A 12,832-nucleotide genomic window follows, 5' to 3' on the forward strand; every position below is an offset into this window, starting at 1 on the left:
GCACATCGCACATCGCACATCTCACTGAACTGTCATGCTCCTGTCATAGGCGCGCACCGCTGGATCCTTCCCCACCCCCACTGAGGAGAGCCGCATGCCATCCCGCATCCCGCGCACCCTGCTCGCCGCCGCCCTGTCCACCGCGGCCCTGCTGACCTCCGGCCCGCTCCTGGCCGCCCCCGCGCACGCCGCCCCGGCCGCCGTCGCCTGGGACACCGACCGCGCGGCCGCCGCGTACGCCCTGAACCCGGCCGCCGTCACCGCCTCCGGCAGCGAGAACGCCGGCACCGCCCCCGGACTGGCCTTCGACGGCAACGGCGCCACCCGCTGGTCCAGCGACTTCGCCGACGACGCCTGGATCCGCGTGGACCTCGGCGCCACCGTCCGCGTCGACCGCGTCGTCCTGGACTGGGAGGCCGCCTACGGCAAGCGCTACGTCCTGGAGGTCTCCGGGAACGGCACCGACTGGACGCCCTTCTACACGGAGACCGACGGCACGGGAGGCTCCGTCACCGCCCACACCTACCCGCAGGAGGTCACCGGCCGCTACGTCCGCCTGCGCGGCCTGCAACGCGCCACGCCCTGGGGCTACTCCCTCTGGAACTTCAAGGTCTACGGCGGCGAACCGGCCCCCGCCTCGACGACCCGCACCAACCTGGCCCTGAACCACCCGGCCTACTCCGACTACTACCAGCACGCGGGCAACTCACCGGCGTTCGTCACGGACGGCGGCTGGCCCGCCGACCTGAAGTCCGACAGCACCCGCTGGTCCAGCGACTGGAACGCGGACCGCTGGGTGTCGGTCGACCTCGGCGCACGTTCGACGATCGACACGGTGGACCTGTACTGGGAGTCCGCGTACGCGGTCGACTACCTCCTCCAGGTCTCGGACGACAACCGCACCTGGCGCACGGTCTACGAGCCGTCGGCCGCGGACGTCGCCGCCCGCCGCGCGAACGTGAAGTCGCCGTCCGAGGCGACGGGCCTGCACGACACGGTGAAGCTGCCGTCCCCGGTCACCGGCCGCTACGTCCGCATGCTCGGCAAGGAGCGCCGCTCCTTCTACAACCCGGCCCCCGCGACGGCCCAGTTCGGCTACTCCCTCTACGAGTTCCAGGTCTGGGGCACCGGTGGCTCCGCCTCAGCCGCGTACCCGGCACTCCCGGCCGACCAGCCGGGCGGCTACCGCACCACCTTCTTCGACGACTTCACGGGCGCCGCACTGGACCGCTCCAAGTGGCGCGTCGTCCGCACCGGCACGGAGATGGGCCCGGTGAACGGCGAGTCACAGGCCTACGTCGACTCCGCGGACAACATCCAGACCCGCGACGGCAGCCTGATCCTGAAGGCCAGGTACTGCAAGGGCTGCACGAAGGCGGGCGGCGGCACCTACGACTTCACCTCGGGCCGCATCGACACCAACACCCACTTCGACTTCACCTACGGCAAGGTCAGCGCGCGTATGAGGCTCCCGGTCGGCGACGGCTTCTGGCCCGCCTTCTGGCTGCTCGGCAGCGACGTCGACAACCCGTCCGTCTCCTGGCCGGCCTCCGGCGAGACCGACATCATGGAGAACATCGGCTACGGCGACTGGACCAGCTCGGCCCTGCACGGCCCCGGCTACTCGGCGGACGGCAACATCGGCGCGCGCCAGACGTACACCGGCGGCGGCACGGCGGACCAGTGGCACACCTACGCCGTCGAATGGACCCCGACGGCCATGCGCTTCTACGTCGACGACCGCCTGGTCCAGGAGACGACCCGCAACAAGCTGGAGTCGACCCGCGGCCAGTGGGTCTACGACCACAACCAGTACGTCATCCTCAACCTCGCCCTGGGCGGCGCGTACCCGGCCGGCTGGAACAAGGTGACGACCCCCTACTGGGGCCTGCCGCAGTCCAGCGTGGACCGGATCGCGGGCGGGGGAGTGCAGGCCGAGGTGGACTGGGTGCGGGTGGAGCAGAAGGGGTGACACCGGCCACACCCCGGGACGGCGGCGGCCGGGCGGCTCACCCGGCCGCCGCCTCGGACCGGTGGTCACGGGGCGCTGTGACCCCCTCCGGCGATGGGTGGCCTTCAGCACAATTTGCCCGTTAAGAGCGGGCGAATGTGTATAAGTGGATCGAAGGACGGTTGTGACCCTTGGGCAACCAGTCCCGCAATCCGAGATCAACGGCATGGGAGAAGAGTTTGACCCCGGTACGAACACGACGCACCAGGCTGGTGGCTGCGGCCGGCGTACTCGGCGGTGTGCTCGCAGTGACGGCTCTGGGCGGCACCGGCCACGCCGCCACCGGCGGCAACGGCGCCGGTGACCAGCAGCAGACCCAGGCCCCGGCGGCTCCGGCGACCTCGGCCGCTCCGGACACTTCCGCGACCCCGGGGGCGACCGCGCCCTCGGCGGCTCCGACCGCCACCCAGGACGTCTCCGACGCCCGAATAAAGATCACGCCCGGGCAGGGCGCCCACAATGTCGGGGTCGACGATCCCGTGAAGGTCACCGTCAGTGACGGCAAGCTTACGAAGGTCACCATGACCGCCGTGGCGACCGGCGCCGAGATCCCCGGCACCTTGTCCGCGGACGGCACGTCCTGGCAGCAGGACGGCGCGCTGAAGCCGGCCACGAGGTACCAGGTCGCGGCGGAGGCCCAGGACGCTCAGGGCCGCGCCGCCACCGAGAACGCCACGATCGCCACGGTCTCCCCGGGCAACGACTTCATCGGGCACCTCTCTCCCCAGAACGGCTCGACCGTTGGCGTGGGCATGCCGGTGTCCTTCACCTTCGACAAGGCGATCACCGACAAGGCCGCCGTGCAGTCGGAGATCCAGGTCAGCTCCAGCAGCGGCCAGCAGGTCGTCGGCCACTGGCTCAACGACGGCCGTCTGGACTTCCGCCCCGAGAGCTACTGGAAGCCCGGCTCGACCGTCACCGTCGACATGAACCTCGGCGGCGTCCAGAAGACGGTCACGTTCAAGATCGGCCGGAGCCAGGTCAGCACGGTCGACGCCAAGACCAAGAAGATGACCGTCGTGCGGGACGGCAAGAAGATCAAGACCATCCCGATCTCGTCCGGCAGCGCCGAGCACCCGACGTACAACGGCCAGATGGTCATCTCCGAGAAGTTCCGGCACATCCGTATGAACGCCGCGAGCGTCAACCTCACGGAGAAGGACGGCAAGCCCTCGTACAACATCGCCGCCGTGCCGCACGCCATGCGCCTGTCCGACTCGGGCACGTTCATCCACGGCAACTACTGGGGCGCCGACTCGGTCTTCGGCAAGGTCAACACCAGCCACGGCTGCGTGGGCCTGAAGGACGTCAAGGGCGGCGGCGACGCCACGAAGCCCGCCGCCTGGTTCTTCGACCACTCGCTGATCGGTGACGTCGTGATCGTCAAGAACTCCGACGACAAGTCCAAGCTGTCCCCGGACAACGGCCTCAGCGACTGGAACGTGCCGTGGAGCGAGTGGACCGCGGGAAGCGCGACCAACTGACGCTGGACCCGATTCGACGCCCCTGAGGGGCGTCTTCTCCGCCAGGCGGCGGCCGACACCGAGTCGGCCGCCGCCTGGCTGTTCCAGGGCGGTCAGAGCGTGTGCCCCGGTGCGGCAGGATGTGCTGAGCTTCGCCGTGATCTTGATGCGTGGGCCGATGGAAGATGCCATCGCCCGGCGTGCGGAAGAGAAGGGGTGACGATGCGCCCGAGTGCGGCCGCGTCTGCCTGAAATCTTCACAGCCGGCATGCGAGGCACTGCGGGCCTGACGCACACCTGCCTCGGCCGGGTTGCTAATTTGATCGGGCACTGGATCGTCCGCAAGGGGGAAGGGGATCCCGGCATGGCATGGGACGAGTGGGAGCAGTTGAAGGCCCAGGCGGCCGGGCGGGGGCAGACCCACACGCGACTCAACCACGTGCCGCCGGACGAGGGCGGCGGAGGCGCCGGAGACCTGGTGGTCCACCAGGACGATTTGGGCGCCGTGGGCCATGAGGCCGACATCCTTTACGACGACGTGAAGAGTCAGGCCGACATCGCCGGGACTGGCAACGGCTCGACGGCCCAGGCCGCCGCCACCTTGAAGTCGCACGGGTTCCAAACCGGTGGTGCCCTGGAGGCGACCATCGAGATGTGGTCCTCGCAGGTCAAGGCAGTCCTGCAGGCGTGTGCGCACATCTCCGACCACCTGGACTACACCAAGAAACGGCACTCGGAGGACGACACCAAGATCGGTGCGGTACTGCGTGGCAGTGACGGCTCCGCCACGTCCGTGTCGCAGCTCGACGAGTACTTCAAGTAAGGGACCGCTGATGGCTCTCACCTTCACCGACCTGGTTGAGGTCGACCTCGGCAAGCTCGCGAGTGCGGTGTCCGACTGGAAGAAGGCCGTCGAAGGCCTGCAGAAGTCGGCGGAGAACGCGCGTAAAGGCATGCAAGCCAAATCGGACTCCGCGCGGTGGGCCGGCGTGAACGCCACGGTGACGAGGGGGTTCGTGGCCAAGACGGCCAAGGAGATCTTCGACCTGCACACCGAGGCCAACAGCATCTACCGGGTCCTCGAGGACGGGCACACCGAGCTCGAGTCGCTGCAGAAGCAGATGAAGAGCGCTGTCCATGATGATGCCGCGAAATTGGGCATCCGTGTGGAGGACGTCGGCGGCGGCAGGGTCCGCTGCTACTTCCCGCACGTGCGCGGGGACACCGACGAGCGCACGCAAAACCAACTCGACCAGCGGCAAGAGCTGGAGGACCGGATCAATCGGATCCTCGCCCACGCCACCGAGATCGATGCCTCGGTCGCCCGTGCCCTGACCAAGAGCCACGGCAGCGACGCCTACAACGCGGGCCACAGCAAGTACGAGTCCCTCAATGACGCCGAGGTCGAGCGCGCCGTCGAACTGGCACACAAGGGCGACAAGATGTCCGACGCGGAGCTGCGCGAACTCAACGAACTCCTGCGCTTCAACTCCGCAGAGAAGGACGGCGAGTTCGCCACCGAGTTCTACGAGGGACTCGGTGGACCGGAGAAGACGCTTCAGTTCTACGCCGCGATGTCGATCGACGGCACCGGCGGCGACGCGAGCAAGACCCGGCTCGACGCGGTACAGGACCTGCAGAAAGTCATGGGGTACACGCTCGCCAACGCCACGGACCCCGACCACAAGCAGCATCTGTCCGGCGACTGGGGCGCGCAGTTCCGGCGCCTGGGCACCCAGCAGATCGCCTGGGAACGCGGCCAGTGGAACAAGCCGTACGGCTACCAAGTCCTCGGCGGCCTGCTGCGCTACGGCAACTACGACTCCCGCTTCATCAACCCCATCGCGGAGCACATCACCCAGCTCCACAAGAAGGACCCGTACTTCTTCCTGTCCACCAAGCCTGCGGGCAGCCCGGACACGTACGGATTCAATCCCTCCGGGAAGCTGGGCTCGGGTAACGACCCGCTGAACAGTGTCCTGGAATCGCTGGGCCACAGTCCGGAGGCCGCGGAGAAGTTCTTCACCGGAACGCCGACTGCGTACAACGAAGACGGGACGGTGAAGAAGGGCGGCGACCCCGGCTTCACCTCGTACCTCGATCTCTTCACCGACAAGGATTTCGAGTGGACGGTCGATACGAACGCGACGAACGTCCTGGCCGACGAGGACAAGTCCAAGGCGGCCCTGACCTTCGGTCCTGAGGCCCTCGGCCACGCACTGGAGGCGGCGACCACCGGTCGGCCGTACGACAGCGACGCCTCTGCCGCTGCAGTTCAGCACACCGAGGCGCAAGCGCATCTGGTCAGCGACATCGTCAACAAGTTCGGAGGCGACCCGGAACTCATCCGGCACAACGAGAACGGGGATCTGGACGGAGAGGAGACCGGTCCGCTGTACGGCCTGCGCGGAAGCCTCGGCGACATCACCGCCGAGTACATGGGTGACTTCCAGCGAGCCATGTACGACGAGGACCCCAGCAGCGATCTCTTCCCGTCGTTCGGCGCCTCGGCCGACCTCGACGCGAACAACGTCGCCCGCTTCCTGGGCGAGGTGGGTCAGGACCCCGACGCCTATTCCGCCATCACCACCGCACAGCAGACGTACACGACCGATGTCGTGGACCACGTCATCAACGACCCCACCCACTCGACAGCGTCGCTGGACGGGCGCGTGGGCGCCGCGGTCGCCCCCGGTTCCGCGATCGCCGGCATCATGAGCGACGCCCGGGCTCATGCGATCTACGAGTACCACACTGCTTCCGACACGGATTTCAACGAGGCTGCGGCCGAGAAGCAGAAGTGGGTGAACCGCATCCTGGGCATGGGTCTGGAAAAGGTCGGTGAGCGCGTCCCCATTGCCGGTGCTCCTCTCGAATGGGCCTCGGAGGACATCCAGGAATCCATCATGAAGAGCATCGAGCAGGACACCTCGAGCGAGGCGGAGGCGGAAGCCGGCGCGGAGTACACCAACGGACGGGAAGCAGCTCTGGATTCCGCCCGGTCCGCCGTCGATCACGCTCTGCTGAACAACAACACCATCGACCCCGACACCGCCGACGATCTCAGGAGAGCAGCGCGCACTTCGGCCGGTCACAGCCACTCCGACGGCGCACAGTGGAAATCGGAGAGTAGCAAGCATTGAGATTCTCATCGCATGTCCCGCTCGGCGGCCTGCTCCTCATCGCCGCGGTCACGGTGGTCGGCTGTGATTCGGAGGCGCCCGAGCAGGGGTTCGCCGTTCCGAAGACCCTCTGCGGGGTATCGGTCCCGACCCATGCGCTTGCACGGCTCCTGCCCGAGTCGGGTGAGCGGCTCACCGTGGAGCGTCGTGGAAGTCTCGACGACGGCTCCGCGCTGTGCGGTGTCAAGGTCGACGACGCCACGGTGCTGCAAGTGAGCGGAGAACGCATCGACGCCGGTGACTCGGCGCGGCACATTTTGCGGAGCCGACTCGCGGTCCAGGAGCAGAAGTCCGCGGAGGGCAACTCGATCGCGTACGCCGATCACGCCGCCGTGTCGCTGATCAAGTGCACCGGTGCCCATGTCCAGGAGGACGTCAGCACCCTCGTCAAGGTACTGAAGCCCGCCCGCCCGAATGAGTCTTCGATGAAGGAGCTGATTCAGGGATACACGGCTTCGCTGAAGAAGCAGCAAGTGTGCAAGCGGGACTCTTGAACGGCGACTGCGGCGGCCGGGCGGGAGGTCCGGGAAAGCGGGGCCGCCTGTTCGGCTTCCGGACGGCTCTGGCCGTCGTGGGAGTGCTCGGCGTGGCCGGGATGGTGGCATGGGAGGTATGGCCGTCCGAGAAGCCCGACGTCGCGGTGCCGACGCGCGTCTGCGACGACGCCCTTCCCGGAGCAGACGTCGCGGCCCTGCTGCCGGAAAAGGGCGAGCCGTTTACGCAGTGGCACGCCGGTGTCCTCAACCCGGAGCATCCGTACACCAGGAAGGTGCCCGGTACTTGCAAGGTGTACGGCGGCGGCAAGTCCGTGCGGATCGAACACAGCCTCTACGCCAAGGCGGACCACACCATGAAGGACGTGGCCCGCGACGCGAGTGCGACAGGCGCCACCCGGATCACACTCGGTGAGGCCGAGGGATTCCACAAGGGGGACACCACCTCCCTCTTCGTTGGCTGCTCCTCGGACCAGGGCAGGGCCGTGGTGGAGGTCGACGTCACGTACCAGGTGACGTCCGACCGGGCGGTGATCCAGAAAACGGCCGCGCTCGTCGCCGACACCCTGCGGTTGGAGGCCCGAGGACTGTGGGCTTGCGACGGTGCAGATCACCTTTCGAACGACACTCCGCGCATCGGCTGAGTGTCAGGAGGCAGCTCCGGCGCGGCCCGTGCACCCTGTCAGAATCGCGTCGGCTTCTACCAGCCTCTGTGCCGGTTCCGGTGACGGTGCAATCTCACCTGGGCGGTAGACCACCGATCGCCCCGGCCCCCGACATCATGGTCGGCACCACCGGGTAATCTCTGTTCCGTTGTCATTGCGGCCCGACGGGCTTCCGCTCCACTTAGGTGGAGTCTCGAAGGACATGCCCCCACCCGCACGAGTCATTTCGTGCTGCCTGGGGGAAGCCCTTGCTGTTCCGCGAGTCCGCGCAAACGATCGCCGAGAGGGCACTCGACAGTTCGCTCTACCTCCACCTCACCGAGCAGTTCGCGCACATGCACGGCTACCGGCCCAGCGCCGCTGAGGTCCGCTCCTGGGAGCGGAGCATCCCCGCACTCGCCGCCGCACTCAACGACGCCGGTCTCGGCGAAGTCGAGATCATGCTGGAGTACGCCCTTCCGCTGAACAGCAAGCGTGCCGACGCAATCCTCGCCGGAGTGCATCCCGTCACGGGGGAACCGTCGTACGTCGTCGTAGAACTGAAGCAGTGGAGCCAGGCGGAACCCGACGAGGACGACCCGGCGCTGTGTCGGATAGATGCCTACGCTCACCCCGTCCTCAACCCCATAGAGCAGGTACGCCGCTACTGCGAGTACCTCGTCAACTTCAATGGGGCCGTGGCCGAGCACCCGGGCCGAGTCAGTGGTGTGGCGTACCTGCACAACGCCACCGAGTTCGGCGTGGCCGGCCTCCGTGCCATCGAACTCGACCACCGTGGGCAGTTGTTCACCGGCGAACGGCGCGGCGAGTTCATCGACCACCTCCGCGCCAGGCTCAGCGACAAGGCACCCGGGGCACGTGCGGCCGACGAACTCCGGGCAGGTAAGACGGTCCCGTCAAAGCAGCTGATGTCGGTCGCGGCCCAGGAGGTGCGTGAGCGCGAGCAGTTCGTGCTCTTGGACGAGCAGCAGGTGGCTTACCGCATGGTGCTCAACGCGGTACGCAAGGCCAAGCAGTCCGATCACAAGGAGATAGTGGTCATCACCGGTGGCCCCGGCACCGGTAAAAGCGTCATCGCGCTCTCCTTGCTCGGCGAGCTGTACAGGCAAGGCGTTCCGGCCCTGCACGCGACCGGTTCCCAGTCCTTCACCAAGACGATGCGCAAGGTCGCCGGTACCCGCAAGCGCGAGGTGCAGGATCTCTTCAAGTACTTCAACAGCTTCATGACCACCGAGAAGAACGCCCTTGACGTCCTGATCTGCGATGAGGCCCACCGCATCCGTGAGACCTCCGCCAACCGCTTCACCTCGGCTGCTCACCGCACCGGTAGGCGGCAGGTCGATGAACTGATCGACGTCGCCCGCGTCCCCGTCTTTCTTCTCGACGAACACCAGGTGGTGCGCCCCGGCGAGATGGGCACGGTGGAGGACATCAAGGCGGCGGCCGCCGCGAAAGGCCTCGAGTGCCGTGTCGTGCCGCTGGAGAGTCAGTTCCGCTGCGGCGGCAGCGATGCCTACCTGCGTTGGGTGAAACGCCTTCTCGGCTTGGAGCGCGGCGGCCCGGTTGTCTGGGAGCCCGACGACCGCATGCAATTGCTGGCCGCTGACAGTCCGCAGGAATTGGAAGCGTTCCTCGAAGCCCGCAGGGCCCAAGGCTATGGCGCCCGCATGTCCGCGGGCTACTGTTGGCCCTGGTCGCCGGAACCCAAGCCCGGCGCTCCGCTCCCCGCCGATGTCGTCATCGGTGAGTGGGCCAGGCCATGGAACCTCCGCGGCGACCGTTCCGTCTCCGGTGCGCCGCCGTCCGCACTCTGGGCCACCGACCCGGCCGGCTTCGGGCAGGTCGGTTGCGTCTACACCGCCCAGGGCTTCGAGTACGACTGGTCCGGCGTGATCCTCGGACCCGACCTGGTCTGGCGCGGGGACCGCTGGATCACGGACCGCACGCAGTCCAAGGATCCGGTTTTCAAGAAGTCGACCGCCGACGCCGACGTCGACCGCCTCATCCGCAACACCTACAAGGTGCTGCTGACCCGAGGGATGATCGGCACGATCGTGTACTCGACGGACCTGGAGACGCGGGAGAAGCTGCGGGAGCTGATGGGTGGGGTAGTGCGAGAGCTGACAACGGCCTGACCGTGCCCCGCAACACACGGCCGGACCATCCCCCCTGGCCGGATCCGGCCACACCTTTTCCCTCAGCAGGCCGAAAGCCGTTCGGCATTTCCGGTCCGGTGCGCTGCCTGTTTAAGATCCTCGATACCGGTTGCGGCCCGACGGGCTTCCTGCATGGACACGCCCCCACCCGCACGAGTCATTCGTGCTCTGGGGGGATCCTCCTCGTGTCCATGCTCCTGCTGCGATTAGCGGCACGGGACCTGCTTGCTCTGAACGCACGGCGCCGCCTGGTGCCCCACCTCGCGGCCCGCTGGGTGCACTTCCAGCGAGGCGATTCCTCTGACGGCGAGCGTTCTGCGTGGGCGCGCAGCCTCGTCTCGCTGGCGGAAGACCTGGTCGCTGCCGAACGCGGCAACGTGGAGATGATCGTCGAGTGTTCGCCCACCGTGGACGCGTCAGAAGAGGTGGCGAAGACGCAGGGCCAGATCGATGTGGTCCTCGTGGGAAGGCATCCTGGGAAAGGCACCCTCTCCGTGCAGCTCGTCGAGCTGAAGCAATGGGCGTCGGTGACGAGGGTGGAGGCTTCCACGGCCGATCTCGTATACGTACCGGGCATCGAGGATCCCGTCACCCACCCTGCCCTTCAACTCGGTGAGTACTACGGACTGTTCACCGGACCCAGCGGCCCGCTGAACGGATTGCATTTCGAATGCGGCGGTTTCACCTACCTGCACAACGCCACGGATGAATCTGTCCGGCCGCTGCTCGGTGTCGACGCACCCACGGGGCCTTACGCCCGTACGTACACGAGCGACACCCGGGCCAGGCTCCTCAAGGATCTGCAGCGTCACTTCACCAGAGAGGAGGACTACTCCGCGGCCGAGTACATCCTGCACCGGATGAACCTCCGTAACACGCCGCTGCTCGACGCCATGGTCAAGTCGAACGGTGAGGACACGGTCTTCACCCTGCGAGGCCGGCAGAAGAAGGTGGCCGACGACGTGCTCGAGGCCTCGGAACTCATTCTCGACGCCCCGGATCGGGAGGCGCTAGTTCCCCGTCCGCAGCGTGCCGTCTTCCTCGTCACCGGCGGAGCAGGTACCGGGAAGAGCGCCATCGGGCTTCAGCTACGAGCCGATCTCGAAGCCGCCGGTCGAACGGTGAAGTACGCGAGTGGATCGCGGGCCTTCAACGCTGCGATCAAGGAGAACGTCGGATACACCGCATCCGAGTTCCGGGAGCGTTTCGCCTATTTCAGCAGTTTCGTGGACAGGCCGGAGCCACCGCTGGACGTATTGATCTGCGACGAGGCGCACCGGCTACGGGACATGTCCAAGAACTGGCGCCTGCCCGAGGAGAAGCAGGGCACCAAGCCGCAGGTGGACGAACTCATTGAGGCGTCCCGCCTAACCGTGTTCTTCCTCGACGGGGCCCAGACCGTGCGCCCGTACGAGGTGGGCACAGCGGAACTCATCGAGGACGCCGCGCAGCGGCACGGTGCTGTCTTCCGTCACTACCGTCTGGTGGAGCAGTACCGGTGCGGAGGCAGCGACGCCTACATCCGCTGGGTCCGGGCACTGCTCGGTGTGTCGCCGCAGCCGGCGCACGAGTGGGTTCCGGACGGGCTCATGCACATCGAGGTCGTCGACACGCCCGACGAGATGGAGCGCATCGTCCGCACCGAGTTCGACGCCGGCGCGACCGCCCGGATGGTGGCGGGCTACTGCTGGCCTTGGAGCAAGCCGGACAGGGGCAAGAACCTCCAGAACGACGTGCGCATCGGTGACTGGCACCGTCCGTGGAACGCTTCGAGCGAGTCCTTCTGCGCCAATGGCGAGCCTCCGTCGAGGATTTGGCCCGTGCACGATGCCGGCATCGGGCAGATCGGCTGTGTCTACACGGCGCAAGGCCTCGAGTGGGACTGGTGCGGGGTGATCATGGGCGATGACATGGTCTGGCGCACCGACCGCTGGGTCTTCCGGCGGGGAAAGCAGCGCAAGGACCCCGACGCAGGGGTGATGCGGGTGGCGAAACCGGGCTCGCTCGATCCGAAGGTCCGCACCAGCACCCTCGAGGACGACGACTTCGCCCGCTGCGTCCGTCACGCCTACCACGTCCTGCTGACCAGGGCGAGCCGGGCGACCGTGCTCTATTCCACCGACGAGGAGACCCGGCGGCACCTCAGGGAATTGGTCGGTGAAACCGACGCGCACGGGCTGCGGCCGACCCAGGAGTCCATCCCGCCCGAGCTGAGGATCCCCCGCCACGGCGGGGGCGCGCGGGGCCGCAGAGCACGGCGGGCACGGAACAGAGCGAAGCGGAAGAACGAGATGATGTTGTTCTGAGCCCTCGGCTCGAGTGGAGTGGCGGGCTCCCGGGGCCCGCCACTCTCCTGCTTCAGAAGAGCAGGTGCGCTGCCGACATCATGGCGCTCGCCAACAGGTTGGCGACCACATTGATGGCGACGTTCGCCAGAACCTTGCGGGTCCGGACGTAACGCGCAGGCTGGTACTCGACAGGGTCCATGGGTGACCACTCCTCGGCGGTGAGCAGGAATGGTGGGGGGACGGCCCACCGGGCATCCGCTCACACACCGCACTCAGGCGTACGGCGATTCACCACCACTGCCCACATGCCTCCGAGGGCACATGAACTCCGCACTTGTACCCCTCCGGGATAATGCGCAGCACAAGTAACTCTACTTCACGCCTAGTTGTACGTCCTCAGAACGAGGATCTACGCTCGGCTCGGAGCGTCTTGCCGGCGGGCGGGTACAGCTCCGCGCCTCAGCGGTCGACGAAGGCGGTGAGGACGAGCAGGTCGCGCCCGACGCGTTGTTGCGGAGGATTGCGCATGCTCCCGGAGGCGTGCGCGTAAGCGGCTCCAAGCAGCAGGGCGGA

The 12,832-nt window shown here is 67.2% G+C and carries 9 protein-coding genes; 8 read left to right on the forward strand and 1 reads right to left on the reverse strand.

Translation table 11 applies throughout. The features are described from left to right. Window positions 1–94: 94 nt before the first annotated feature. From ACZ7JA_RS32895 to ACZ7JA_RS32930, 8 genes are all read left to right on the forward strand, one after another. A complete protein-coding gene (locus ACZ7JA_RS32895; RefSeq protein ID WP_450744940.1) occupies window positions 95–1,972 on the forward strand; it encodes a discoidin domain-containing protein in 1,878 nt (625 codons plus the stop codon). A 278-nt stretch (window positions 1,973–2,250) separates the two neighbouring features. Then, a complete protein-coding gene (locus ACZ7JA_RS32900; protein WP_470812037.1) occupies window positions 2,251–3,495 on the forward strand; it encodes a L,D-transpeptidase in 1,245 nt (414 codons plus the stop codon). A 247-nt stretch (window positions 3,496–3,742) separates the two neighbouring features. Further along, window positions 3,743–4,297, forward strand: coding sequence for a hypothetical protein (locus tag ACZ7JA_RS32905; protein WP_470812039.1), 555 nt, complete (start codon window positions 3,743–3,745; stop codon window positions 4,295–4,297). Between the two features lie 10 nt (window positions 4,298–4,307). After that, a complete protein-coding gene (locus ACZ7JA_RS32910) occupies window positions 4,308–6,617 on the forward strand; it encodes a hypothetical protein (RefSeq protein WP_470812041.1) in 2,310 nt (769 codons plus the stop codon). Further along, complete coding sequence (locus tag ACZ7JA_RS32915) at window positions 6,614–7,150, forward strand: hypothetical protein (protein WP_470812043.1); 537 nt, start codon at window positions 6,614–6,616, stop codon at window positions 7,148–7,150. Before ACZ7JA_RS32910 ends, ACZ7JA_RS32915 begins: the two co-directional genes overlap by 4 nt. An 83-nt stretch (window positions 7,151–7,233) precedes the next feature. After that, the gene (locus ACZ7JA_RS32920; RefSeq protein WP_470812045.1) at window positions 7,234–7,794 is read left to right on the forward strand and encodes a hypothetical protein; all 561 of its coding nucleotides are present in this window, start codon (window positions 7,234–7,236) and stop codon (window positions 7,792–7,794) included. Window positions 7,795–8,063: 269 nt separating this feature from the next. Next, on the forward strand, window positions 8,064–9,950 hold the full coding sequence (locus ACZ7JA_RS32925) for a DUF2075 domain-containing protein (protein ID WP_470812048.1): 1,887 nt from the start codon (window positions 8,064–8,066) through the stop codon (window positions 9,948–9,950). Window positions 9,951–10,162: 212 nt separating this feature from the next. Further along, complete coding sequence (locus ACZ7JA_RS32930; RefSeq protein WP_470812146.1) at window positions 10,163–12,277, forward strand: DUF2075 domain-containing protein; 2,115 nt, start codon at window positions 10,163–10,165, stop codon at window positions 12,275–12,277. Between the two features lie 52 nt (window positions 12,278–12,329). Here ACZ7JA_RS32930 and ACZ7JA_RS32935 read toward each other — a convergent pair whose 3' ends face one another. Continuing rightward, window positions 12,330–12,458 (reverse strand): DUF6408 family protein, encoded by a 129-nt coding sequence (locus ACZ7JA_RS32935; protein ID WP_470812050.1) that lies wholly within the window; start codon window positions 12,456–12,458, stop codon window positions 12,330–12,332. Window positions 12,459–12,832 lie beyond the last annotated feature (374 nt).

The organism is Streptomyces sp. NPDC038135 (assembly GCF_055601245.1).

What these genes read in the sequence shown, in the direction of transcription:
- ACZ7JA_RS32905 (WP_470812039.1), top strand. Translation starts at nt 3,743, where the DNA reads ATGCGAGGCACTGCGGGCCTGACGCACACCTGCCTCGGCCGGGTTGCT.
- ACZ7JA_RS32910 (WP_470812041.1), top strand. Translation starts at nt 4,308, where the DNA reads ATGGCTCTCACCTTCACCGACCTGGTTGAGGTCGACCTCGGCAAGCTC.
- ACZ7JA_RS32935 (WP_470812050.1), bottom strand. Translation starts at nt 12,458, where the DNA reads ATGGACCCTGTCGAGTACCAGCCTGCGCGTTACGTCCGGACCCGCAAG.
- ACZ7JA_RS32930 (WP_470812146.1), top strand. Translation starts at nt 10,163, where the DNA reads ATGCTCCTGCTGCGATTAGCGGCACGGGACCTGCTTGCTCTGAACGCA.
- ACZ7JA_RS32895 (WP_450744940.1), top strand. Translation starts at nt 95, where the DNA reads ATGCCATCCCGCATCCCGCGCACCCTGCTCGCCGCCGCCCTGTCCACC.